Origin of the sequence: Nonomuraea sp. NPDC049269 (assembly GCF_043197155.1) — a bacterium.
In the GTDB taxonomy this organism is placed as follows: domain Bacteria; phylum Actinomycetota; class Actinomycetes; order Streptosporangiales; family Streptosporangiaceae; genus Nonomuraea.
This window is the reverse complement of sequence record NZ_JBICSO010000009.1, coordinates 425,926-448,644: the sequence shown is the minus strand read 5'-3', so window position 1 is coordinate 448,644 and position 22,719 is coordinate 425,926. Positions and strand designations below refer to the sequence as shown.

Sequence of the window (22,719 nt, the reverse complement as noted above, 5' to 3'; positions counted from 1 at the left end):
CTGGTTTACCCCGGCCCTACTTGGATGTCGGATAGGGTGACGCGAATCTGACGTCTTTCCGAGGGAAATCCATGCGCCGCGCTCTGGCCGCTCTGGCCGCCGTGCCTTTGATCTTCTTCGCCGCCGCGTGCGGCGGCTCCGACTCGGGCGCCAACGGGGCCGCCGCCACCGCGAGCAGCGTGCCGGGCAAGGTGAAGGTCACCGGCAATGTGGGCGCCAAGCCCACGGTGGCCTTCCCCGCCGGCACGCCCGCCACCAAGTCCTCGTACGAGGTGCTGACCCCTGGCACGGGCCCGCAGGTGAAGAGCGGCGACAAGATCATCGTCAACCTGACCGTCTACAACTGGGACGGCAAGCAGAACGCCTTCCAAGGCTCTTCCTACGACTCCAAGGCGCCGGAGACCATCGCGGTCGACCAGCAACTGCCGCAGGTGCTGCAGGAGGGCTTCACCAAGGTCAAGCACGGCGGCCGGGTGCTGGCCGTGATGGCCGCCGACGCCGCTCAGCAGCAGCAGGGCCAGGCGCCGCAGCCGACGAAGGTGTTCGTCGTCGACGTGGTCGGGGCGCCGCCCGCCGCGCTGAAGGCGGCCACCGGCAAGGAGGTCGGCGAGAGCATCAAGGGTGTCAAGGTCGTCAACCCGGGCGGCGAGAAGGCGCCCACGCTGACCACCAAGACCAAGGACAAGCCGTCCAAGGAGCTCGTGGTCAAGACCGTGATCCAGGGCACCGGCGCGAAGGTGCAGGCGGGCCAGACGGTGGTCGCCCACTACACGGGCAAGATCTGGGGCACCGACAAGGAGTTCGACTCCAGCTGGACCAAGGGCGAGCCGGCCTCGTTCCCGCTCGCGAACGTGATCCAGGGCTGGCAGAAGGGCCTGGTCGGGGTTCCGGTCGGCAGCCGGGTCGTGATGAGCATCCCGCCGGACCTCGGCTACGGCGCCCAGGAGCAGAACGGCATCCCGGGCAACAGCACGCTGGTGTTCGTGGTGGACGTTCTGTCGGCTTACTGATGGGTGGACTGATCAAGCGGTAGCATCTCGGGGCCCGGCGACGACACCGTCGCCGGGCCGCCCGCTTGGGGAGGGGTTCGATGCGCCGCCGTACCGTCGCGCTGCTGTTACCGCTGGCGCTGCTGACGGCCTGCACCGGCACCGAGACGGGCGATCCGGAGCTGAAGGTGGGCGGCAGGTTCGGCGCCAAGCCCACGATCGTCTTCCCGGCCGGCAAGCCGTCGGCCGGGCTGCAGGTGGACCAGCTCGCGGCGGGCAAGGGCGCGCTGCTGGGCAAGGACGACGTGGCGATCGTCCAGTACACCGCGCACGTCTGGGACGGCCGGGAGAACCGGCTCGTCGACTCCAGCTTCAACCGCGGTGCCCCGGCCGCCTTCCCGGTCGGCCGGCTGATCCCCGGCCTGGACCGGGCGCTGCAGGGCCGCCGGGTGGGCAGCAGGGTGATCGCCGCCATCCCGCCCGCCGACGGCTTCGGCGCCAACCCGCCGCAGGGCGTCGCCTCGGGTGACGACCTGTTCTACGTGATCGACATCCTCGGCACGCACCCGAAGAACGCCTCGATCAAGGGGCGGGGCGGGTCGCTCGCGGGCGTGCGGGTCACCGGCGCCGCCCGGCCCGCGCTCGCGGTGCCCGCGACCGCGCCGCCACGCAGGTTCGCCGCCAAGGTGCTGGCCAAGGGGGCGGGCCGCCGGACGCAGGCGGGGCAACTGCTGGTCACCCAGTACGAGGGGGCGATCTGGGGGCAGCGCCGGATCTTCGACGCCACCTGGAGCACTGGGCGGCCGAAGGCGTTCACGATCGGCGACGGCAGCGTGATCAAGGGCTGGGACCGGGCGCTGGTGGGTGTCCCGGTCGGCAGCCGGGTGCTGATGATCGTCCCGCCCGCCTACGGTTACGGGCCCACGGGCCAGCCCGCCTTCGGCATCCGCGCCGCCGACACGCTGGTCTTCGTGGTGGACGTCCTGGCCGCGTACTGATCTGTGTCAGGGCGTCCAGACGTACGGGGTGGTCGTGGTCACCGCGTGGAAGCCCAGGCGGCGCAGGATCGGCCGGCTGTCGTCCGAGGCGTCCACCTGGAGATGGTCGACCCCGGCCGCCACGGCGAGCTGGGCGCGACGGGCGACCAGGGCGCGATAGATGCCGCGGCCCCGCCACTCCGGCAGCGTCGAGCCGCCCCAGAGCCCGGCGAACCCGGTGCCGGGCTTGTGCACCAGCCAGGCGGCCGAGACGACCCGGCCGCCGGCCTCGGCCACCAGTACGGCGATGCCGCCGGGGTCGGTCGTGACCCGCCGGATCAGGTCGTCGCCCAGCCAGCTCCAGTCCTCGCCCCAGACGGTGGACTCCATGGCGGCGATCGCCCGCAGGTCGGCGTCGGCGGTGACCTGGCGGATGGTCACCCCGTCGGCCAGGGGCGGCGCGTCCAGCATCTCCTTGGCGACGCCGACGAGCACCGTCTCCCTCTCCTCCGGCGCGAAGCCGGCGCGTACGAGCCGCTCGGCCAGGTCGGCGGGCCGGTCATGGGCCCGGGTCTTCCACTCCACGGCCTCGCCGCGGGCCGCGAAGTGCTCGCGCTGGCGGGCGATCAGCGCGTCCAGCTCGGCGCCTTCGACGCCGAGCACGGGCGGCCCCTCGACGAAGCCGCGGAACATACCGGTGACGCGCAGCACGGGGCCGTCCATCTCGTAGACGAGCCCTTCGGCGGTGTTCTCGGGGATGTGCAGCCGGGTGCGGTCGTAGGCGGCGAGGAGGGGGGAGGTTTCGCTCACGCGCAGCAGCCTAGAGGGTGCGGCCCGGCGCGGTGACGGACGCCTAGACTCGCGCTGTGAGCGATGACGACCTCGAGGCCCTGGCGCTGCTGCACGACCCGGTGCGGCGCAGCCTGTACGAGGCCGTGGCGGCCAGCGGCGGCGACCTGGGCAGGGGAGAGGCCGCCGAGCTCGCCGGGGTGTCCAGGACGCTCGCCGGGCACCACCTGGACAAGCTCGTCGAAGCCGGGCTGCTGGAGAGCGCCTTCCGGCAGCAGGACAAGAAGGGGCCCGGCAGCGGACGGCCCGCGAAGATCTACCGCCGGGCCGGGAAAGAACGGTCGGTGAGCCTGCCGCCGCGCGACTACGTGGCGCTCGCCTCCGTGCTGGCCGAGGTCGTCGACGCCCTCGGCGCCGACGAACTGGCCGAGAAGGCGGCGCGCGCGGCGGGGGAGCGGCTGGGGCGGGGGCGGCACGAGCCCGTCGAGGCGGTGCTGCGTGAGCGGGGATACGAGCCGTACGCCGAGGGCGGCACGCTGCGCATGCGCAACTGCCCCTTCCACGTGCTGAGCCACGAGCAGCCGCTGCTCGTGTGCTCCATGAACCTGGCCCTCTGCCAGGGGGTGCTCGAAGGACTCGGCGACGATCCCGGGCGGGCCGCGCTGGATCCGCGGCCGGGGGAGTGCTGCGTGACGCTTTCTAAAACAAATGAAGATTGACATAGAGCGGGGAAGGGTGGTGTGCTGAGCGACATGCATCTCGCCGAGCTCAACATCGCCCATCTGCGCGCCCCGATCGACAGCCCCGAACTGGCCGAGTTCGTCGCCGAACTGGAGCCCATCAACACCCTCGCCGACGAGTACCCCGGATTCGTCTGGCGGATGAAGGAGAGCGACGAGGACCCGACCGCGACCCTCACGCACAAGTACGGAGACCACCTGCTGATCAACTTTTCGGTGTGGGAGTCGCTCGAGTCGCTGTGGAACTACGCCTACCGCAGCGCCCATCTGGGCGTGCTGCGCCGCCGCAGGGAGTGGTTCCTGCGGATGGCCGAGCCGTACATGGTGATGTGGTGGATCCCTGAGGGTCACATCCCGAGCCTCGCCGAGGGCATGGAGCGCCTGGAACGCCTCAAGGCCGTGGGACCCAGCCCCGAGGCGTTCACGTTCAAGGACTCCTACGACAGCAGCGAGGCCGCGCACCTGCCCGCCGCGGCCGAGGCCACGAAGTAGGCCAGGTCCTCTTCCAGGGACCGGCCCATCGTCGAGAGCTTGACCGGCGAGGCGCGCAGCGCCTCGTGCAGGCCGTCGACCGGCACCGGCACCAGCTCGTGCCGGACGGCGAGCAGCTCGGCCTGGTCCCTGACCCGCTCCCCGAACTCCCCGGGCAGCAGCGGCACGGCCACCCGCGCCGGAGCCAGCGCGACGCGGCCGTAGGCGGTCAGCGAGTGGTGCGAGACGCCGAGGTGCCGCTCCCGCAGGTCGCCCTCGCTCACCCGCAGCGCCGCCACCGGGCGGCCGCGCAGCACCGAGGCGGCGTTGATCGCCTCACCCGCCGAGACGCCCGAGAATCCCCACCGGGTGCCCGTGCCGAGGTTGCCGGGCCCCTGCGCGACGATCGCCACGTCGGCCTCCAGCACGTGCCTGGCGGCCAGCAGGCCGGTGTGGACGGTCACCGCCTCGACGTCGCCGCCGAACGCCTGGCCCACCGTCACCACCCCGGTCAGCCAGCCGATCTCCCGCAGTTTCGCGGCGGCCATGGAGAACCAGGCCGGCAGCGCGCCGCCGTCCTGCATCACGTAGGCGACCCGTACGCCCGCGCGCGCCTCGTACAGGCCGCACAGGATCGGCGGCAGGGCCGAGTGCAGGTCGGCGACCACCACCGGCATACCGTCGATCGAGTCGGCCTCGCGCAGGACCTCGTGGAACGGCGAGTCCTGCTCGTCGGCGCCGAGCACGGTGGCCTGCAACGGCGTGTAACGGGCCTTCACCAGGTGCCCGGGTCCCCGCGGATCTTCCGGTAAACGGTTCGGGACTGCCACCACCATGGCGTAACCTCCCGTACCGAGACCCATCGCGAGTGCCGTCGTGTTGAGCAGGACCTCGTCGCCGGGTTCCGGACGGCCCACCAGGAGCGGATAGGCCAGAGCCCGGTACAGCCCGCCAGGCTCCGCGCCCGGCTGGTGGTCCCCTCCGGAGACGGCGACATCCAGTTCCATGGCTCCCGGCCACTCGCGCCGGATCCGCACGACCTCGCCCTTGCGCCATCTGATCACTCGGGCAGGGTAGCGTCCGTAGAAGGAGGAGTGAGGCAGATGTCGCGCCGCAAGACCGAGCGATTGCTGAACCTGGTGATCTGCCTGCTCGCCACGCGCCGCCCTTTGTCGGCCGAGCAGATCCGCCAGGCCGTCCCCGGCTACGACCGTGAGGGTGACGAGGCGTTCCAGCGGATGTTCGAGCGCGACAAGAACGAGCTGCGCGAGATCGGCATCCCCATCGACGTGGTGCGCGACCCGTGGGAGGACGAGCCCGGCTACCGCATCGAGCGCCAGTCCTACGAGCTGCCGGAGATCACCCTGGAGGCCGACGAGGCCGCCGTCCTCGGCCTGGCCGCGCAGGTGTGGCAGCGCGCCAGCCTGGCCGAGGCCGCCTCCGGCGCGCTGCTCAAGCTGCGCGCGGGCGGCGTGGCCACCGACGAGACCATCGGCGCCGGAGCGCTGGAGCTGCGCCTCGACACCCGCGACCCGGCCTTCCCCGCGCTGTGGGACGCGGTGCGCGACCGGCGCCTGGTGCGCTTCGACTACCGCGGCGCCGGCAGCGAGAACGTACGCAGCCGCACGGTCGAGCCGTGGGGAGTGGTCAGCCGCCGCGGCCGCTGGTACCTCGCCGGGTTCGACCGTGGCCGGGACGCGCCGCGCGCCTTCCGGCTCAGCCGCATCACCGGTCAGGTCGTCACCATCGGTCGGCCGGGCTCGATCGAGGTGCCGCCCGGCGTCGACCTGCGGGCCATGGTCGGCTTCCCCGAGGAGCCGGTCGAGGAGCGCATGGCCGTCATCCGCGTACGGCAGGGCGCCTGCGAGGGGCTGCGGCAGCTGTCCAGGGTCGTACGCACGGGCTCCGACGGGTGGGACGAGGCCGAGCTGGGCTTCACCGACCCCGAACGGCTGGCCGGCTGGATGGCCAGCCTGGGCGCCGACGTCGAGGTGGTCGACCCGCCGGACGCCCGCGAGGCCGTCATCCGCCGCCTGAAGGGAGCACTGGCGTGAGTGGATCCGCCGACCGGCTGCCGAGGCTGCTCGCGCTCGTGCCGTACCTGATGTCGCACCCGGGCGCGCAGCTCGGCGGGGTGGCCGAGGTGTTCGGGCTGAGCGAGAAGCAGCTCATCGACGACCTGCAACTGGTGTGGATGTGCGGGTTGCCGGGGCACACGCCCGGTGACCTGATCGACGTGTCGTGGGACGGCGGCGAGATCCTCATCGACAACGCCGACACCATCGCCCGGCCGCTGCGGCTCGGCATCGACGAGGCCAGCGCGCTGCTGGTCGCGCTGCGCATGCTCGGCGCCATGCCGGAGCTGGCCGAGGTGCCCGGCGACGCGCTGCCCCGGGTGGTCGCCAAGCTGGAGCGGGCCGCGGGGGAGGGCGCGGCGGCCGTCAGCAGCCAGGTCGCGGTCGACGTCGACGCCACCCCCGACGCGCTGCTGCGCGTGCGTGAGGGGCTGACCAGGCGGCGGCGCCTGTCGCTGCGCTACTACGTGCCGGGCCGCGACGAGGTGACGCCGCGCGAGGTCGACCCGATGCGGCTGGTCGTCGTCGACGGCCGCACCTACCTGGAGTGCTGGTGCTACCGGGCCGAGGCGATGCGGCTGTTCCGGCTCGACCGGATGCTCGGCGTCGAGGTGCTCGACGTGGCCGCCGACCCGCCCGCCGAGGCCGAGCCGATCGACGTCGCGCAGGGCGTGTTCCGGCCTTCGCCCACCGATGAGCTGGTCGAGCTGGAGGTGACCGCCGCCGGCCGCTGGGTGGCCGAGTACTACCCGTGCGAGGAGGTCACCGAGCTGGGCGAGGGGCGGCTGCGGGTGGCGCTGCGGGCCCGCGACGAGGACTGGCTGCTCAAACTGGCACTGCGCCTGGGCGACACCGGCCGGGTGGTCACGCCGCCCGCGCTGGCCGACCGGGTGCGTGAGGAGGCCGAACGGGCTCTGAGCCGCTACGCTCACCGGTCATGACCTGGATCATCGTGGCGGCCGGGCTCGGCGTCGCCGGGCTGGCCGCGCTGGCGGTCGCGGGTACGCGCTTGCTCGCCGCGGCGCGTAATCTGAACAGGGAAGTAGCCGGGGCGCGAGCCCAGCTCGAGCCGCGGCAGGCCAGATTGAGGCACCGGGGGGATGAGAGCGACCCCCAGGCAGCGTACGATCGTGGCTGAAACAGCACTCGCTCAAAAAGGACGTTTCATGGGAAACCTCGGACCTACTGAGCTTCTGATCATTGCCGGCGTGCTCGTCCTGCTGTTCGGTGCCAAGAAGCTGCCGGAGATGGCCAGGGGCCTCGGCAGGTCGATGCGCATCTTCAAGTCGGAGACGGCCAAGCTGCGCGAAGACGACTACGACGACCGTCCGGCCACGGTCGAGACGGTGACGCAGACGCCCGCCCAGCCGCAGCCGGCGCCCGCGCAGCCCATCCAGGCCGCGCCCGCGCTGTCGGTGGAGGAGCAGGCCCGCCAGTTGGAGGAGCAGGCGGCCAAGCTGCGCGCCGGCGCCGACAAGAAAGTCTGACCCTGCCCCTCCTCGCACTCCTGGGACTGCTAGATGGCGCTGCTCAAGAAGTCGAGCGGAGAAGGTTCGGCCCGCGATCCCGAGGGCCGCATGCCGCTCATGGACCACTTGCGGGAGTTGCGTAACCGGCTGCTCATCGCCACGATCGCGGTGGTCGTCGGCATCATCATCGGCTGGATCTTCTTCGACCCGGTGTGGGCGATCCTGAAGGCGCCCTACTGCGACACCTTCCAGTCGAAGCAGCTCACGGGCCATTGCAGCCTGACCTACAACGGCATCTTCCAGTCCTTCTTCATCACGCTGAAGGTGTCGGCGATGATCGGCCTGGTGCTGGCGTCGCCGGTCTGGCTCTACCAGATCTGGGCGTTCGTCACGCCGGCGCTCTACCGCAACGAGAAGCGCCACACGGTGGTGTTCCTGGCCCTGGCGATCCCGCTGTTCGCCCTGGGCGCGGTGCTGGCCTACATCATCATGCACACCAGCCTGGGCTTCCTGCTGGGCTTCTCGCTCGACGACACGGTCGCCACCATCGCGATCGACGACTATCTCGACTACGTCCTGATCATGATCGCCATCTTCGGGATCTCGTTCGAGCTGCCGCTCTTCCTGGTCTTCCTGAACGTGCTCGGGGTGCTGTCGCACGCGACGGTGGCCAAGCACCGGCGCATGGTCATCTTCCTCATGTTCGTGTTCGGCGCCGTCATCACGCCGGGTGGCGATCCGTTCGCGATGATGGCCCTGGCCGCACCGATGATCATCCTGTTCGCGGCGGCCGAGCTGTTCATGTACGTACGCGAGCGGCGAATGCCCGCCGGCGAGGACTTCTCCTATCTGTCCGACGACGAGGCGTCGCCTCTGGCAGCCGAAGCGTCACCCCTGGAACAGGATTCCGATTCGGACCGATAGGCGATAAGTTCCGGGCGTGGCCCCTCAACTCGTCCTGCTCGTCAACCCCGCCGCCCGCGGCGGCCGTGCGGTGCGCCTGCTCGGACCCGTGGCCCGCCGCCTGCGCGCGGGCGGGGCCGACGTGTCGGTGATCGTCGGTGACAGCGCGTCCGACGCGCTGGAGCGGGCCTGCGCCGCCGTCGCCGAGCGCCCCGACGCGCTGGTGGCCTTCGGCGGTGACGGCCTGGTCCACCTGGCCGTGCAGGCGGTCGCCGGGACGGACGTGCCGCTCGGCATCATCCCCGCGGGGACCGGCAATGACATCGCCTCCGCCTTGGGAGTGCCGCGCAAGGACCCGATCGCGGCGGCCCGCGCGGTGCTGCGCGGCAGATCCCGCCTGGTCGACGCCGCCCGCATCCGCGCCGGTCAGGCCGACGAGCTGTTCGCCGGGGTGGTGTGCTGCGGATTCGACTCCCGGGTGAACGAGCGGGCCAACGGGCTCACCTGGCCGCCGGGGATGGCCAAGTACCTGCTGGCCACCTTCCAGGAGTTGCGGCGGTTCCGGCCCATCCCCTTCCGCATCACCTTCGACGACGATGAGCCGATCGAGCGGGAGGCGATGCTGGTCGCGGTGGGCAACACCTCCTCCTACGGTGCCGGGATGCGGGTCTGTCCCGACGCCCGGCCTGACGACGGGCTGCTCGACGTGATGATGCTGGGGGCCGTGTCCAAGGCCGAGTTCGTCCGGGTGTTCCCGAGCGTCTACCGGGGGGTGCACGTCTCTCATGAGGCCGTGTCGGTCAGGCGGGTGCGGCGCGTGCGGCTGGAGGCGCCCGATGTGGTGGCCTACGCCGATGGTGAGCGGATCGGGCCGGTCCCCGTCACGTGCGAGATCCAGCCGGGGGCGCTGCGGGTCATCGCTTGAGATCTACAACGTAAAGGCGCGCGGAGCGGTCAGACTTTGACGCGTTGCGGGGCGGGCGGGTCGGCGGGCAGCGCGGGGCTGGTCCTGAGGAACAGGGCGAGCACCAGGGCGGCGGCCATCACGCCCGCCGCCGACAGGAACACCACCTGCACGCCCGACACCAGCGCGCCGACCGCCTGCTCGCGCACCTCGGGCCGCAGCGCCCCCGCCAGGCTCCCGGCCCTGAAGTTCGGCGGCAGGTGCGACGCTGTGGCCCGGTTCAGCAGGATGCCGAACACGGCCGTGCCCAGGGCCGAGCCGAGCACCTGGGCGAAGCGGATCGACGTGGTGGCCACGCCGAGCTGGGAGGGCGGCGCCGCGTTCTGCACCAGCAGGACGACGACGCCGAGCACCAGGCCGAACCCGATGCCCATCACGAACAGGTCGAAGCGGAGCGTCCAGGCGGACGTGGCCGCCTCCAGGCGGCTCAGCAGCACCATGGCGGCCGTCACGCAGGCCATGCCCGCGACCAGGAACGGCTTGGTGCCATGCCCGCGCCCGATGAGCAGGCCGGAGATCGTGCCTGACGCGACCATGCCGATCGCCATCGGGATGAGGTAGAGCCCCGCGTCCGTGGCTTTGACGCCGACCGCCGCCTGGAGGTAGACGATCGTGTAGAAGATGCCGCCCGCCATGCCGAGGGCGGTCAGGAGCTGCAGCGGCAGGGCGATCCTGAGCGTGGGGTCGCGGAACATGGAGAAGGGCAGGATCGGCTCCGCCGCGGCGAGCTGGCGCCAGGCGAACGCCGCGAACAGCACGACGTCCAGGGCGATGAGCGACAGCATCGTGGTGGAGTCCCAGGCGTAGGTCTTGCCGCCCCACTCGACGACCAGCAGCATCAGGCAGGCCGCCGTCGCGACCAGCCCCGCCCCCAGGTAGTCGATGCGGTGGCGCAGCCCGCCGTCGCCGAGCCTGATCACGGCGGCGGCCGACACCAGCACGAACAGGCCGACCGGCAGGTTGAGGTAGAAGATCCAGCGCCAGGTGACGTGGTCGGTGAACACGCCGCCCAGCAGCGGGCCCGCTACCAGGCCGAGACCGGCGATGAGGCCGCCCGCGCCGCCCGCCGAGGCCCGCTTCTGGGGCGGGAAGAGGTGGGCGGCGACGACCATCGTGACGCTCATCAGGCCGCCGCCGCCGAGCCCCTGCACCGCGCGGAAGGCGACCAGCTGGCCCATGTCCTGGGCCACCCCGCACAGCGCGGACCCGGTCAGGAACAGGCCCACGGCGCCCAGGTAGACGTGCTTGGCGCCGTAGACATCGCAGAGCTTGCCGTACAGGGGCAGGGCGGCGGTGGCCGCCAGGGAATAGGCGGTGATCAGCCACGGCAGCCGCTCCAGGCCGTGGACGGGGTCGAGCTCGCGGACGATCGACCAGGACGCGGTCGAGACGATGTTCTGGTCGAGGACGGCCAGGATCAGCGTGAGCAGCACGCCCACCATGGCGATCCGTTTCTGCGCTTCGGTCATATTTCTAGACTGGGTCAAAAATTCGACCGGGTCAACTCCTATAAGATGGGTCCGTGGAAGAAGGCTTGCGGGAGCGCAAGAAGCGGGAGACCCGGCGGACGATCCACGACACCGCGATGCGGCTGTTCACCGAGCGCGGATTCGCCGAGGTGTCGGTCCTGGAGATCGCCGAACAGGCGGGTGTCTCCAAGATGACCGTCTTCAACTATTTCCCCACCAAGGAGGACATCGTCCTCGACGTGATGGGCGAGAGCTACGGCGCCATCGCGCAGCTCGTGAGCGGCCGGCGGCCGGGTGAGTCGCTGGTCGAAGGGGCACACCGCGAGTTCGTGGAGCGGCTGGCCCGGCACGCCCCGGAGACCGGGCTCGACGACAGCCCGGCCTACCTCGAGCAGTTGCACCTGTTCAGGAAGACCCCCTCGCTGGCGGCCAGGCTGCTGCTGTTCCACGTCGCGGCCGAGGCCAAGATGACCGAGGCCATCGAGCTGGAGCGGCCCGGCGACCCGCGCGCGCCGTTCGCCGCCGGGCAGCTCTACGCCCTGCTGCGCACCCTGCAGGTGCAGAACAGCCGCCGGATCTACCACGGGCAGAGCGCCGACGAGGCATACCCCGACGCGGTCGCCGCCGCCGACACCGGTTTCGACCTGCTCCGCGGGGGCCTCGGCGACTATCTGGCGGGCTAGCCGGGACGGACCGGAATGGCGATTTCGGTAGGGTGACGGTTATGACGAGTCCAGCGGAACGGTACGCGGCTTTCCGCGAGAAGTACGGGGACGACGGAGTCGCCCTCTCATCGTTCCGGAGTCACTACGACTTCGAGCTCGACGACTTCCAGATCGACGGCTGCCGCGCGCTGGAAGCAGGCGACGGGGTGCTGGTGGCGGCACCCACCGGGTCCGGCAAGACGGTCGTCGGCGAATTCGCCGTCCACCTGGCCCTGGAGCAGGGGCGCAAGTGCTTCTACACCACCCCGATCAAGGCGCTGTCCAACCAGAAGTACAACGACCTGGTCAAACGCTACGGCACGGCCAAGGTCGGGCTGCTGACCGGCGACAACAGCGTCAACGGCGAGGCCCCGATCGTCGTCATGACCACCGAGGTGCTGCGCAACATGCTCTACGCCGGCTCGGCCACGCTGGCCGGGCTGGGCTACGTCGTCATGGACGAGGTGCATTACCTGGCCGACCGCTTTCGCGGCGCGGTCTGGGAAGAGGTGATCATCCACCTGCCGGAGTCGGTGCGGCTGGCGGCGCTGTCGGCGACGGTCAGCAACGCCGAGGAGTTCGGCGAATGGCTGGGCGAGGTACGCGGCGACACCACGGTCATCGTCGACGAGCACCGGCCGGTGCCGCTGTGGCAGCACCTGATGATCGGCAATCGCATCTACGACCTGTTCATGACCGACGAGCTGACGCCGCGCCTCAATCCCACGCTGATGCGGGTCACCCGTGAGACCGAGCGGCTGACCGCCGGGCGCGGCAGGCGGGGCTACGGCCGGCCGCAGCGTTCGCGCCCGCCGGACCGCGCCCAGGTGATCGAGAAGCTCGACTCCGAGGCGCTGCTGCCCGCGATCACGTTCATCTTCTCCCGCGCCGGCTGCGACGCGGCCGTCAAGCAGTGCTTGTACGCCGGCATCCGGCTCACCGACGAGCGGGAGCGGCACGAGATCAGGCAGCTCGTCGACGAGCGCACCGCGCACCTGCCCGACGAGGACCTGTCCGTGCTCGGCTACCTGGAGTGGCGCGACTGCCTGGAGCGCGGCCTGGCCGCCCACCACGCGGGCATGCTGCCGGCCTTCAAGGAGGTCGTCGAGGAGCTGTTCACCCGCGGGCTGGTCAAGGCGGTGTTCGCCACCGAGACGCTGGCGCTCGGCATCAACATGCCCGCCCGCAGCGTCGTCATCGAGAAGCTCGACAAGTGGAACGGCGAGACGCACGCCGACCTCACCCCCGGCGAATACACCCAGCTCACCGGCCGGGCCGGGCGGCGCGGCATCGACGTCGAAGGCCACGCCGTGGTGCTCTGGCAGCCCGGCATGGATCCGCTGTCGGTCGCCGGGCTGGCGGGCACCCGCACCTATCCGCTGCGCTCCAGCTTTCAGCCCTCGTACAACATGGCCGTCAACCTGGTCGGCCAGTTCGGCCGCGAGCGCGCCCGCACGCTGCTGGAGGAGTCGTTCGCGCAGTTCCAGGCCGACCGGGCGGTCGTCGGGCTGGCCAAGCAGCTGCGCAAGCACGAGGAGGCGCTGGAGGGCTACAAGGAGGCGATGACCTGTCACCTGGGCGACTTCCCCGAATACGCGGCGCTGCGCCGCCGCCTGTCCGACCGTGAGGCCGAGCTGTCCAAGCAGCGCGGCGCCGCGCGCCGGGCCGCGGCCGTCAAGTCGCTGGAGGCGCTGCAGCCCGGCGACGTCATCCGCGTGCCGGGCGGGCGCCGGGCCGGTCTGGCGATCGTGCTCGACCCGGGCCGCAACCCGCGTGGTCACGGCCCCAGCCCGCTGGTGCTGACGATCGGCAAGCAGGTCAAGAAGCTCGACCCGGCCGACTTCCCCGTCCCGGTCGAGCCGATCGAGAAGCTGCGCATCCCGAAGAACTTCAACGGCCGCTCGCCGAAGGAGCGCGCCAACCTCGTCTCCACGCTGCTCGCCAAGATCGGCGACCGCGACCTGGGCAAGCCCGCCAGGGCCCGCGACCACACCATCGAGGACGAGGAGATCAACGAGCTGCGCCGGAGCATCCGCCAGCACCCGTGCCACGGCTGCGACGAGCGGGAGGACCACGCCCGCTGGGCCGAGCGCTACTACAAGCTGTCGCGTGAGACCGAGGGGCTGCGGCGCCGCGTCGAGGGCCGCTCGCACGTCATCTCCCGTACCTTCGACCGGATCTGCTCGGTGCTGGAGCAGCTCGGCTACCTGCACGAGGAGGCCGTCACCGACGAGGGCCGCCGCCTGGGCCGCCTCTACACCGAGCTCGACCTGCTCACCGCGGAGTGCCTGCGCAGCGGGCTGTGGGAGCAGCTCGACCCGGCGGAGCTGGCGGCGTGCGTGTCGGCGCTGGTCTTCGAGTCGCGCAACGCCGACGACGCCCGCCGCCCCAAGATCCCCGCCGGGCGGGCGCAGGACGCGCTGACGGCCATGATGCGGCTGTGGGGGGAGCTGGAGGGCATCGAGTCCGACCACGGGCTGTCCACGATCCGCGAGCCCGACCTGGGGTTCGCGTGGGCGGCCTTCCGCTGGACCAAGGGGCACAGCCTCGACGCGGTGCTCATGGACGGCATCAACGGCAACGAGCTGGCGGCCGGCGACTTCGTCCGCTGGGTGAAGCAGCTGATGGACCTGCTCGGCCAGCTCGGCAACGCGGCCCCGCAGGGGAGCAAGGTCAAGCAGACCGCCGGCAAGGCCATGGACGCCATGCGCCGGGGGGTAGTCGCTTATTCGTCCCTTTCCTGATTATTTTTTACGGCCGGCATGGGCCAGCCCCATCCGCCATACGTGGCCGGGCCCTGTCCAGGGGCACGCTCCTCCGGTTCACGGGGCTGGGCGCCGTGACGTGCGTCCTCTTGACCAGGGCCTTCCTGGCCGACTGACCGTCCGGTCAAGGGGATGTAGTCGGCTGTATACGTAACGTCACTTTGTGGTCAGTTTCTGTGTGTTTCGGGGCGGACATGCCCAGGTCGAAGCGGTTTTTCCCTGAGCCGGAGGACGCCATGTTCGCTCTCGTCGCCGCACTTCTGTTCCTGCTCGCGCTGATCTTCGAGATCGCCAACGTGGCCGTGGGCGGCGTGCTCACGGCCACCACGCTCACCACCGCCGGCCTGCTCTGCGTCGCGCTGCACCTGATGGGGCTGGGGGCGGGCTGGAAGCCGCTGAAGCGGTAGCCGGGACCTCAAGGAGCCGCGTATGGAATCTCCGTACGCGGCTCCTTCGTGCTCACGCCAGCGTGAAACGTACTTCCCGGGTGGCCGGGTCGGCCTGGGTCAGGCGTACCGAGACCTGCTCGCCCAGGGGGAGCGGGCCGTCGCAGCGGGCGATCACCGCCGGGTCGGCGAGCTGGACCTGGCCGCCCTCGCGGTGCTCGTCGGTGTCGATCACCGTCGCGTCGAACGCCTGGCCGACGCGGTCGCGCAGCAGGAACGCCTCCACCAGGTCGACGCAGGCGCGCTCCACCGCGCCCGCCCGGCGGCCGGTCGCGGACATGATGTCCGGCAGGCCCGCCAGCGCCTCCTCCACGTCCTGCGGCACCGGCTCGCCCGCGGCGACCGCCAGGCAGACCTCCGTCGCGTAACGGTCGACCAGGCGCCGCAGCGGCGCCGTGACGTGCGCGTAGGGCGCGGCCACCGCGACGTGCTCGGCCAGCTTCGGCGGCTCCCCGTTGAACGCCACGTAGCCGGCGCCGCGCAGCAGCACCTTCGACTCGTGCAGGAACGCCGCCTGCTGCGGGTTCTTCGGATCCAGGTCATGGACCACGTCGCCGTAGGAGGCGCCGCCGGGCCACGGGACGCCCAGCGCCTCGGCCACCCGGCGCACCTTGGCCAGGTCGCCGGAGCGCGGTGGCGGCAGCACGCGCAGCACGCCGATCTCCGCGTCGAGCATCATCGAGGCCGCCGCCATGCCGGTGAGCAGGGAGATCTGCGCGTTCCACGCCTCGGCGGGCAGCGGCACCCGGTATTCGAGCCGGTAGCCGCCGCCGTCCGGCACCACCTCCTGCTCGGGGGTGGGCAGGGTGACGCCGCCGCGCTCGCGTTCGAGCTCCAGCCGCAGCCTGCCGACCTCGGCCAGCAGGGCGAGCGTGCCGCCGGCGGTGCCGGTGTCGACCGCCGCCTGCACGTAGTCGTAGTCGAGCCGCTCGCGGCTGCGTACCAGGCCCCGCTGGACGTCGGCGCCAACCGTGCGGCCCTCCGCGTCGAGGTCGATCCGCCACACCGCGGCCGGGCGGGTCACGCCGGGCAGCAGGCTGGCCGCGTCCTCCGAGATCACCTTCGGGTGCAGCGGCACCTTGTCCATGGGCATGTAGACGGTCTCGCCCCGGGTGCGGGCCTCGCCGTCGATCGCGCCGCCCGGCCGCACGAACGCGCCGACGTCGGCGATCGCGTACCAGACGCGGTAGCCGCCGCGCAGCCGCTCCAGGTGGAGGGCCTGGTCGAGGTCCATGGAGCCGAGTGGGTCGATGGTGACGAACGGCAGCTCCGTCAGGTCCCTGCCGCCGAACCTGGGCACCGACGCCACCCAGTCGGCCTCGTCGAGCACGGCCCTCGGGAACTCGCCCGGCAGCCGCTGCTCCCGCCGGATGCGCTCGAACCCGTCGTCGAGGCGGGCGGGGACGTCGCTGGGAACCCGGATGTTCGTCACCGGGCCAACCTATCGCCACAGGCCCGCCGGGCCGATTCCCGGGCGTCGCGGCGCGCTGGCCGGGGTCACCTCTGGCCGAGCGCCTCCAGCAGGCGGTTGAGCGGGCTGTCGAGGCCGTACCGGTCGGCCAGCCGTACGAGGGCCTCGGGGTCGCGGGGCTTGCGCGGCAGCGTCAGGTCGGTGTCGGGCAGTGGCGCGTCCGGGGCCACCTCCACCACGGCGGGGGCGACCCGCAGGTAGTCGCGGGCGGCGGCCAGCTTGGTGCGGCTGCCCGCGGGGAAGCCCTCCGTGGCGCCCGCGTCGAGGGCCTCCAGCAGCGCGCCGAGCGAGCCGAACCGGGTGATGAGCGAGGCCGCCGTCTTCTCCCCGACACCCGCCACGCCCGGCAGGCCGTCGCTGGGGTCGCCGCGCAGGGTGGCGAAGTCGGCGTAGGCGCGGCCGGGAATGCCGTACTTGTCCGCCACGAACGCCTCGTCGACCGTCTGCAGGTTGCGGATGCCCCGCACGGTGTAGAGGACGCGCACCGGGCGGGCGTCGTCGACCAGCTGGAACAGGTCGCGGTCGCCCGTCACGATGTCGACCGCCCCGCCGGCGCGGTGGGTCAGCGTGCCGATCACGTCGTCGGCCTCGTAGCCGGGCGACTCCAGCCGGGCGATGCCGAGCGCGTCGAGGACCTGCTCGATGACCGCGATCTGCGGCACCAGCGCCGCGGGCACCTCCTCGGTGTCGCCGTGGGCGACCCGGTGCGCCTTGTACGTCGGGATCGCGGCCACCCGGAAGGCGGGGCGCCAATCAGCGTCCATCGTGGCGACCAGCTCGGTGGGGGAGTGGTGGCGCACCAGGGTGGCGATCATGTCGATGAGGCCGCGTACCGCGTTCACCGGCGAGCCGTCGGGCGCGGTGATCGACTCCGGGATGCCGTAGAAGGCGCGGAAGTACAGCGACGGGGTGTCGAGAAGCATCAGCACCCGCCTATGGTCGCACTCCCGCAGGTCGGCCGCCCACTCCCAGCCCCACCGCAAGCAGGCAGGCGTCGTCTTCGGGGTTGGGGCCGCCGATGCCGGTCAGCAGCCGGTCCAGCCCGGCGTCGAGGTCGTGGCCCGGCAGCTCGCAGGCGGCCGCCGTGGCCAGCGCCAGGCCCTCGTCGATGTCGCGGGTACGCCGCTCCACCAGCCCGTCGGTGAACAACAGCAGCACGTCCCCGTCACGCAGCGCCGTACTGGCCAGGCCGTATGGCTGGTCGCCGGTGGCGCCGAGCAGGACGCCCTTCGGCTGGCTCAGCGGGCCCGCCACGCCGTCGCGGACCAGGATCGGCGCCAGGTTGCCCGCCTGGCCCCAGGTGAAGTTCCGGTTCGCGGGGTCGAGGTGGCCGATGATCGCGGTCGCCGTGGTCTCCCGCAGCCGGTGCATGACCAGCTCGTTCAGCCAGGCCAGCAGCCGGTTCGGCGGCTCGCCGGTCATCGTCAGGCCGATGAGGGCATGACGGAGCTGCGCCATGTGCGCGATGGCGGGCAGGCCGTGGCCGGAGACGTCGCCGATCGCCAGCAGCATCCGGCCGTCGGGCAGCGCGGCGGCCTCGAACCAGTCACCGCCCAGGTTCGACGTCTTCTCGGCCGGCACGTAGCGGACCGCGATCCGGGTGCACGGCAGGTCGAGGCAGCCGACCGGTTCGGGCAGGATCGCCTCGCGCAGCGCCAGCATCACGTGGCGCTCCTCGGCCGCCTTCTCCCGCGCCTCCAGGAGCTGGCGGCGCGACTCCGACATGATGCGCTCGGCGCGGCGGCGGCCGGTGATGTCCTGGACCACTCCGTGCACGCCCTCCGGCCCGCCGGGCGTCATCAGCGGCTCCAGCACGACACGCAGGTTGCGCAGCTCGGCGCCGCGCCGGATGCGGAACTCGGCCTGGACCGGCTCCTCGCCCTGCACGACGCTCCACAGGAGCCGGTCGAGCGCGTCCAGGTCGCCGGGCTCGACGTGCTTGGGCAGGTCGGGCAGGTGGATCGGCCCGTCGTCCCGGTCCCGCCCGAAGATCAGGTAGACGTGGTCGGACCAGGTGGCCGCACCGGTGTGGAGGTTCCATTCGGCCCAGCCCATGTTGCCGAGCCGCTCGGCGTGCGCCAGCCGTGCGGCGAGCAGTTCGGCGTCGCGCTCGGCCGCGGGCGGCTGCGCGAGGCGCCGGAGCAGGTCGGCGGCACTCATCGGGCGGCGCTGGTGGCTGCCCCAGACGTCGACCATGAGTCTCTCTCTCGAAACGCGGTGGAACCGGACAATTGACACCACACTACGTGATCGTCCATCTGCGGAGTGTAGCCATGGCTTACCGCGTTGTGAGAGCTTTTCGTGGATTTTAGGAGGAGCGGTCCGAGTAGATTGTGCCTGTGACGTCCTCAGACTTGTACCCCGTGTCCCGCCTGGCCTCCGTGCAGGAGGCCACCGCGAAATCCGGCCTTGACGCCCTCCTGCTCACGCCTGGCCCGGACCTGCGTTATGTGAGCGGCTACGACGCCAAGCCGCTCGAACGGCTGACCTGCCTGGTGGTGCCGGCCGCCGGCGAGCCGTTCCTGATGGTGCCCCGGCTGGAGCTGGCCGCCGCGCAGGCGTCGCCCGCCTCGCGGCTCGGCCTGGACTTCGTGGCGTGGGACGAGACCGACGACCCCTACGGCATCGCGGCCGCGCGGCTCGGCCGGGTGGCCAAGGTCGGGCTGGCCGACCGGATGTGGGCGATGTCGTCGCTGCGCTTCCGCGAGGTCCTGCCGGAGACCGAGCAGGTGCTGGCCGGCAGTGTGCTGCGCGAGCTGCGGATGCGCAAGTCGCCGGCCGAGGTGGCGGCGCTGCGCGAGGCGGGGCAGGCCATCGACTCGGTGCACCGGCGGGTGCCGGAGTTCCTGCGGGCCGGGCGGACCGAGCGTGAGGTCGGCCGGGACATCGCCGAGGCGATCCTGGCCGCCGGGCACGAGACGGTCGACTTCGTCATCGTCGCCTCGGGCCCCAACGCCGCCAGCCCGCACCACGACGTGTCGGACCGGGTGATCCAGGCGGGCGAGCCCGTGGTGGTCGACATCGGCGGGCAACTGCACAACGGCTACTGCTCCGACTCCACGCGTACGTACTCCGTCGGCGCCCCGCCGGCCGAGTTCGCCGAGTACTACGAGGTGCTGCGCCGCGCCCAGGACGCCGCCTGCGCCGCCGTACGACCGGGCGTACCGTGCGAGTCGATCGACGCGGCGGCCCGCGACCTGATCGCCGCGGCGGGCTACGGCGACTACTTCATCCACCGCACCGGGCACGGGATCGGCGTGGAGACGCACGAGGAGCCGTACATCGTGTCCGGCAACGCCGAGCCGATGGAGCCGGGCTTCGCCTTCTCCGTGGAGCCGGGCATCTACCTGCCCGAACGGCATGGGGCGCGCATCGAGGACATCGTGGTGTGCACGGAGACCGGCGGCGAGCGGCTGAACGTCACCTCCCGCGAACTCGTGATCGTCTGACGGCTCTGCCGGGGGCGGTTTCGAAAAGGGAAAACGGTTACCGCCCCTTCGCTGCACGTTTGCGGTGAAAGAGGTGTATCAGGACCCTCCGCGCGCGCTCTGGGAAGTCGAGGGGCGACGGAGGGAGAGGGGATGTTCGTCGGGAGAGCAACGGAGCTCGCCCTGGTGCGCGGGGAATTGCGTGCTGCGGGCAACGGCGCCGTGCGGCGGATGGTCATCGAGGGGCCCGAGGGCATCGGGAAGACGGCGCTGATCCGCCAGGTACTCGACGGGGCGGCGAACGTACGGGTGCTGGCGGCCAGCGGGGACGAGGCCGAGCGGCACCTGCGGTACGGGGTCGTCCGCCAGCTCGCCGACCAGGCACGGTTCGTCCTGGACGGCGCCGGACAGGGGAGCGGCGGACCGCTGGGCGCCGGATCCGGGGGGACCGTCCTGGACGGCATCGGACTGGGGGCCGGCGGACCGCTGGGCGCCGGACTCGGGAGGACCGGTCTGGGGAGCGGCGGCCTGGGGAGGACCGGATCGGGGGGCGCTGGAGCGAGGTCGAGAGGCGCCGGTCCGGAGGGCGCGGCCACCAGGAGCGCCGCGGCGCGGGAGCTGTGGTCCGTGGGGGAGGCCCTGTGTGAGGCGGTCGGCCGCCTGCAGGCCGACGGGCCCGTCGTCGTCCTGGTCGACGACGTCCAGTGGGCCGACAGGGCGTCGCTGCGGGCGCTCGGCTACCTGCTGCGCCGCCTGCGCACCGGCCGCGTGCTCGTGGTGGTCATCTGCCGCAGCACCGCCGACCCGTGGCTGCCGGAGGGGCTGCGGCGGCTGCTGACCGGCGAGGGCAGGCTCCGTCTCGTCCTCGGCGGCCTGTCCGCCGCGGAACTGGCCGGCCTGGCCCCGGACCCGTTGAGCGAGCGTGCCGCCAGGCGGCTGCGCGAGCACACGTCGGGCAATCCGCTGTACGCCCGCGAACTGCTCGCCACCCTCGCGCCGACCACGCTGGCCGATCCCGGCGCCCGGCTGCCCGCTCCCGAGGGTTATGCCCGGTCCTTCACCCGCCGCCTCCGCGTGTGCGGCGCGGAGGCGCGCGCGCTCGTCGCCGCCTGCGCCGTGCTCGGCGAGCCCAACCCGCTGCACCTGGTCGCTTCGGTGGCCGCGGTCGCCGGCGAGCCGCTGGCCGCGCTCGAAGAGGCGGTCGGCGCCGGGCTGCTCGACGAGCTCCCCGGACGGTTCGTCGCCTTCCCCGACCCGCTGGCCGCGGCGACCGTCTACGGCTCGCTCGGCGCGGGCGTCCGCGCGCGGCTGCACCTGGCCGCCGCCCGGGTCGTCGAGGCCACCGGCAGGGCGCTGCGCCACCGCGCCGCCGCTTCGGGCGGGCCCGACCAGCCGCTGGCCGAGGAGCTGACCAGGTACGCGGCCAAGGAGGCCCAGCACGGCCTCTGGCTCGACGCCGCCGCCCACCTGGAGCTGGCCGCCGGGCTCTGCGAGTCCACGGGCCGGCGCGACGAGCTGCTTACCGCCGCGTTGAAGCACCTGCTGCTGGGCGGCGACGTCGTCCGCGCGGCCGAGCTGGCCGCCGTCCGCAACACCGACCCGCGGCCCGTGCGCCGCTACATCCTGGGACGGCTCGCGCTGGCCGCCGGGCGGCTCGACGAGGCCGCCGAACTGCTCGCGGGGGCATGGCGGGATCGCTCGCCCTGTTTCGCCGCGGACACGGCCGAGCAGCTCGCCTGGCTGCACCTGGTCAAGGGAGATCCCGCCGCCGCGGCGACCTGGGCCCGCCTGGCGGCCGGGCAGCCGATCAAGAGCACGACCGCCCGTCCGTACGACGCGCTGGCCCTGAGCACGGCCACTCTCAGCGCGGAGGACCGCCGGGACCAGACCGAGCTCGGCGCGGAAGGACACGAGTTAAAGGCCGAGCTCGACGCGCCGCTCGGCGATGGCGGGCGGGCGGCGGTGGGCGCCTTCGGCGGTGAACTCGCGCAAGAGGGCGTCCTGGCGGCCGTCGGGCTCCTGCGGGAGGGTGAGGCCGGTGCGGCGGCCGAGGTGCTGGCCAGGGTCGTGACGGCGCGGGATGAGGCGGGGCTGCCGCACCATCGCCTGGTCGGCAGCGCGCTGCTCGCCGTGGCCGAGCACGGCGACGGGCGCTGGGAGGACGCGCTGACGGGGGCGGAGCGGGCGCTGGCCGAGGCGGAGGGGCTCGGCCAGCGCTGGCTGCTGCCCACTCTGCACGTCGCGTGCGTCGCGCCGCTGGCCGCGCTGGGAGAGCACGAACGGGCCCTCGCCCACGCCACCGCCGCCAGGGCCGTCGCCCGCTGCCAGCGCAACGTGATGGGCGAGACCCAGGCGGACCTGGCGCTGGCACTGCTCGGCGCCGGAGCCGCGCCGGCGGGCGCCGACGACCCGTTCGTACCCGACCACCGGCCGCAGCTCATCGAGACCCTCGTCGCGGAGGGACGCCTGGAGGAGGCCGAGACGGAGCTGGGCGCGCTGCCCGGCGACGGAGCGCGGGCGCGGGCCCGGCGGGCCAGGCTCACCGGGCTGCTCTTGGCGGCCAGGAATGTTCCGGCGCGGGCCGAGGAGAGCTTCACCTCCGCTCTGGGCTTCCTGGACGGCGCCGCCTGCCCGCTGGAGGAGGCCCGCGTCCTGCTGGACCTGGGCCGGTTGCAGCGACGTACCGGAAGACGCAGGGCCGCCGCCGCCCGGCTCCGGGCCGCCGAGGCCATCTTCGCCCGGCTGGGCGCCCGCCCGCTCGTGGCCGCCTGCGCGCAGGAGCTGGAGGCCTGCGGCCTGGAACCGCCGGGCACCGTACGGCTGGGGCTGACGCCTCAGGAGTACAGCACGGCCAGGCTCGTCTCCAGCGGCCTGACCAACCGGCAGATCGCCCGGGAGCTGCTGATCAGCGTCAAGACCGTCGAGTATCACATCGGCAAGATCTACACCAAGCTCGGCATCGGCTCCCGGGTCGCGCTCGCCGCCAAGCTGGCCGCGCTGGAGGAGAGCGCCTGAACCACCCCCACAGACCACGACGCCGCGCCGGAGGAGGGGACCGG

General features: G+C 72.3%; 21 protein-coding genes. 15 read left to right on the top strand and 6 right to left on the bottom strand.

Annotated features, from left to right (window positions below):
- Window positions 1-71 precede the first annotated feature (71 nt).
- The gene (locus tag ACGFNP_RS45280) at window positions 72-1,010 is read left to right on the top strand and encodes an FKBP-type peptidyl-prolyl cis-trans isomerase (protein WP_358324425.1); all 939 of its coding nucleotides are present in this window, start codon (window positions 72-74) and stop codon (window positions 1,008-1,010) included.
- Between the two features lie 80 nt (window positions 1,011-1,090).
- Window positions 1,091-1,987, top strand: coding sequence for an FKBP-type peptidyl-prolyl cis-trans isomerase (locus tag ACGFNP_RS45275; protein WP_393329196.1), 897 nt, complete (start codon window positions 1,091-1,093; stop codon window positions 1,985-1,987).
- A gap of 6 nt (window positions 1,988-1,993) precedes the next feature.
- Here ACGFNP_RS45275 and ACGFNP_RS45270 read toward each other — a convergent pair whose 3' ends face one another.
- Window positions 1,994-2,776: a GNAT family N-acetyltransferase gene (locus ACGFNP_RS45270; RefSeq protein ID WP_393329194.1), complete on the bottom strand. Its 783-nt coding sequence runs from the start codon at window positions 2,774-2,776 to the stop codon at window positions 1,994-1,996.
- A 56-nt stretch (window positions 2,777-2,832) separates the two neighbouring features.
- Between ACGFNP_RS45270 and ACGFNP_RS45265 the strand changes: the two genes are divergently transcribed.
- On the top strand, window positions 2,833-3,474 hold the full coding sequence (locus tag ACGFNP_RS45265; RefSeq protein ID WP_358324416.1) for a helix-turn-helix domain-containing protein: 642 nt from the start codon (window positions 2,833-2,835) through the stop codon (window positions 3,472-3,474).
- 21 nt (window positions 3,475-3,495) lie between these two features.
- On the top strand, window positions 3,496-3,987 hold the full coding sequence (locus tag ACGFNP_RS45260; RefSeq protein WP_393329192.1) for a DUF3291 domain-containing protein: 492 nt from the start codon (window positions 3,496-3,498) through the stop codon (window positions 3,985-3,987).
- On the opposite strand, the gene ACGFNP_RS45255 is transcribed toward ACGFNP_RS45260, so the two are convergent.
- The gene (locus ACGFNP_RS45255; RefSeq protein ID WP_393329362.1) at window positions 3,933-4,973 is read right to left on the bottom strand and encodes a DUF3866 family protein; all 1,041 of its coding nucleotides are present in this window, start codon (window positions 4,971-4,973) and stop codon (window positions 3,933-3,935) included. The genes ACGFNP_RS45260 and ACGFNP_RS45255 overlap by 55 nt on opposite strands.
- 96 nt (window positions 4,974-5,069) lie before the next feature.
- Here ACGFNP_RS45255 and ACGFNP_RS45250 point away from each other — a divergent pair, with 96 nt between their 5' ends.
- Genes ACGFNP_RS45250 through ACGFNP_RS45225 form a run of 6 tightly spaced genes read left to right on the top strand, consistent with a single transcriptional unit; the run spans window position 5,070 to window position 9,338 of the window.
- Complete coding sequence (locus tag ACGFNP_RS45250; RefSeq protein ID WP_358324410.1) at window positions 5,070-6,020, top strand: WYL domain-containing protein; 951 nt, start codon at window positions 5,070-5,072, stop codon at window positions 6,018-6,020.
- Window positions 6,017-6,982, top strand: a complete 966-nt coding sequence (locus tag ACGFNP_RS45245; protein WP_393329190.1) for a helix-turn-helix transcriptional regulator — start codon at window positions 6,017-6,019, stop codon at window positions 6,980-6,982. The genes ACGFNP_RS45250 and ACGFNP_RS45245 overlap by 4 nt, the downstream gene beginning before the upstream one ends.
- Entirely contained in the window at window positions 6,979-7,179 is a 201-nt protein-coding gene (locus tag ACGFNP_RS45240) for a hypothetical protein (RefSeq protein WP_358324404.1), read from the top strand. The genes ACGFNP_RS45245 and ACGFNP_RS45240 overlap by 4 nt, the downstream gene beginning before the upstream one ends.
- A 28-nt stretch (window positions 7,180-7,207) precedes the next feature.
- Complete coding sequence (tatA, locus tag ACGFNP_RS45235) at window positions 7,208-7,528, top strand: Sec-independent protein translocase subunit TatA (protein ID WP_358324401.1); 321 nt, start codon at window positions 7,208-7,210, stop codon at window positions 7,526-7,528.
- Window positions 7,529-7,561: 33 nt separating this feature from the next.
- The gene (gene tatC, locus ACGFNP_RS45230; protein WP_358324398.1) at window positions 7,562-8,434 is read left to right on the top strand and encodes a twin-arginine translocase subunit TatC; all 873 of its coding nucleotides are present in this window, start codon (window positions 7,562-7,564) and stop codon (window positions 8,432-8,434) included.
- Window positions 8,435-8,450: 16 nt separating this feature from the next.
- Window positions 8,451-9,338, top strand: coding sequence for a YegS/Rv2252/BmrU family lipid kinase (locus ACGFNP_RS45225; RefSeq protein ID WP_393329188.1), 888 nt, complete (start codon window positions 8,451-8,453; stop codon window positions 9,336-9,338).
- Window positions 9,339-9,367: 29 nt separating this feature from the next.
- Here the strand turns inward: ACGFNP_RS45225 and ACGFNP_RS45220 are convergent, their stop codons facing one another.
- Window positions 9,368-10,846 (bottom strand): MFS transporter, encoded by a 1,479-nt coding sequence (locus ACGFNP_RS45220; RefSeq protein ID WP_393329186.1) that lies wholly within the window; start codon window positions 10,844-10,846, stop codon window positions 9,368-9,370.
- A gap of 53 nt (window positions 10,847-10,899) precedes the next feature.
- On the opposite strand from ACGFNP_RS45220, the gene ACGFNP_RS45215 reads away from it, so the two are divergent.
- The 3 genes from ACGFNP_RS45215 to ACGFNP_RS45205 all read left to right on the top strand — a co-directional run bounded on the left by ACGFNP_RS45215 (window position 10,900) and on the right by ACGFNP_RS45205 (window position 14,722).
- Window positions 10,900-11,529: a TetR/AcrR family transcriptional regulator gene (locus tag ACGFNP_RS45215; protein ID WP_393329184.1), complete on the top strand. Its 630-nt coding sequence runs from the start codon at window positions 10,900-10,902 to the stop codon at window positions 11,527-11,529.
- A gap of 41 nt (window positions 11,530-11,570) precedes the next feature.
- Entirely contained in the window at window positions 11,571-14,294 is a 2,724-nt protein-coding gene (locus tag ACGFNP_RS45210) for a DEAD/DEAH box helicase (protein ID WP_358324383.1), read from the top strand.
- Window positions 14,295-14,551: 257 nt separating this feature from the next.
- Window positions 14,552-14,722 (top strand): hypothetical protein, encoded by a 171-nt coding sequence (locus ACGFNP_RS45205; protein ID WP_358324380.1) that lies wholly within the window; start codon window positions 14,552-14,554, stop codon window positions 14,720-14,722.
- 52 nt (window positions 14,723-14,774) lie between these two features.
- Here ACGFNP_RS45205 and ACGFNP_RS45200 read toward each other — a convergent pair whose 3' ends face one another.
- From ACGFNP_RS45200 to ACGFNP_RS45190, 3 genes are all read right to left on the bottom strand, one after another.
- A complete protein-coding gene (locus ACGFNP_RS45200; RefSeq protein ID WP_393329182.1) occupies window positions 14,775-16,193 on the bottom strand; it encodes an RNB domain-containing ribonuclease in 1,419 nt (472 codons plus the stop codon).
- Window positions 16,194-16,258: 65 nt separating this feature from the next.
- Window positions 16,259-17,155 carry a 5'-3' exonuclease H3TH domain-containing protein gene (locus ACGFNP_RS45195; protein WP_393329361.1) on the bottom strand — a complete coding sequence of 299 codons (897 nt, stop codon included), beginning with the start codon at window positions 17,153-17,155 and terminating at the stop codon, window positions 16,259-16,261.
- 10 nt (window positions 17,156-17,165) lie between these two features.
- Window positions 17,166-18,428: a PP2C family protein-serine/threonine phosphatase gene (locus ACGFNP_RS45190; protein ID WP_393329180.1), complete on the bottom strand. Its 1,263-nt coding sequence runs from the start codon at window positions 18,426-18,428 to the stop codon at window positions 17,166-17,168.
- A 143-nt stretch (window positions 18,429-18,571) separates the two neighbouring features.
- Here ACGFNP_RS45190 and ACGFNP_RS45185 point away from each other — a divergent pair, with 143 nt between their 5' ends.
- Both ACGFNP_RS45185 and ACGFNP_RS45180 read left to right on the top strand, forming a co-directional pair.
- The gene (locus ACGFNP_RS45185) at window positions 18,572-19,681 is read left to right on the top strand and encodes a M24 family metallopeptidase (protein WP_393329178.1); all 1,110 of its coding nucleotides are present in this window, start codon (window positions 18,572-18,574) and stop codon (window positions 19,679-19,681) included.
- A gap of 132 nt (window positions 19,682-19,813) precedes the next feature.
- Window positions 19,814-22,675, top strand: coding sequence for an AAA family ATPase (locus tag ACGFNP_RS45180; RefSeq protein ID WP_393329176.1), 2,862 nt, complete (start codon window positions 19,814-19,816; stop codon window positions 22,673-22,675).
- Window positions 22,676-22,719: the final 44 nt, after the last annotated feature.

Excerpts from the sequence above, each read along its gene's own strand:
- ACGFNP_RS45205 (WP_358324380.1), top strand. The coding sequence starts at position 14,552 with ATGTTCGCTCTCGTCGCCGCACTTCTGTTCCTGCTCGCGCTGATCTTC.
- ACGFNP_RS45195 (WP_393329361.1), bottom strand. The coding sequence starts at position 17,155 with ATGCTTCTCGACACCCCGTCGCTGTACTTCCGCGCCTTCTACGGCATC.
- ACGFNP_RS45180 (WP_393329176.1), top strand. The coding sequence starts at position 19,814 with ATGTTCGTCGGGAGAGCAACGGAGCTCGCCCTGGTGCGCGGGGAATTG.
- ACGFNP_RS45190 (WP_393329180.1), bottom strand. The coding sequence starts at position 18,428 with ATGGTCGACGTCTGGGGCAGCCACCAGCGCCGCCCGATGAGTGCCGCC.
- ACGFNP_RS45240 (WP_358324404.1), top strand. The coding sequence starts at position 6,979 with ATGACCTGGATCATCGTGGCGGCCGGGCTCGGCGTCGCCGGGCTGGCC.
- ACGFNP_RS45220 (WP_393329186.1), bottom strand. The coding sequence starts at position 10,846 with ATGACCGAAGCGCAGAAACGGATCGCCATGGTGGGCGTGCTGCTCACG.
- ACGFNP_RS45210 (WP_358324383.1), top strand. The coding sequence starts at position 11,571 with ATGACGAGTCCAGCGGAACGGTACGCGGCTTTCCGCGAGAAGTACGGG.
- tatC (WP_358324398.1), top strand. The coding sequence starts at position 7,562 with ATGGCGCTGCTCAAGAAGTCGAGCGGAGAAGGTTCGGCCCGCGATCCC.
- ACGFNP_RS45255 (WP_393329362.1), bottom strand. The coding sequence starts at position 4,973 with ATGGAACTGGATGTCGCCGTCTCCGGAGGGGACCACCAGCCGGGCGCG.
- ACGFNP_RS45275 (WP_393329196.1), top strand. The coding sequence starts at position 1,091 with ATGCGCCGCCGTACCGTCGCGCTGCTGTTACCGCTGGCGCTGCTGACG.
- ACGFNP_RS45280 (WP_358324425.1), top strand. The coding sequence starts at position 72 with ATGCGCCGCGCTCTGGCCGCTCTGGCCGCCGTGCCTTTGATCTTCTTC.
- tatA (WP_358324401.1), top strand. The coding sequence starts at position 7,208 with ATGGGAAACCTCGGACCTACTGAGCTTCTGATCATTGCCGGCGTGCTC.
- ACGFNP_RS45250 (WP_358324410.1), top strand. The coding sequence starts at position 5,070 with ATGTCGCGCCGCAAGACCGAGCGATTGCTGAACCTGGTGATCTGCCTG.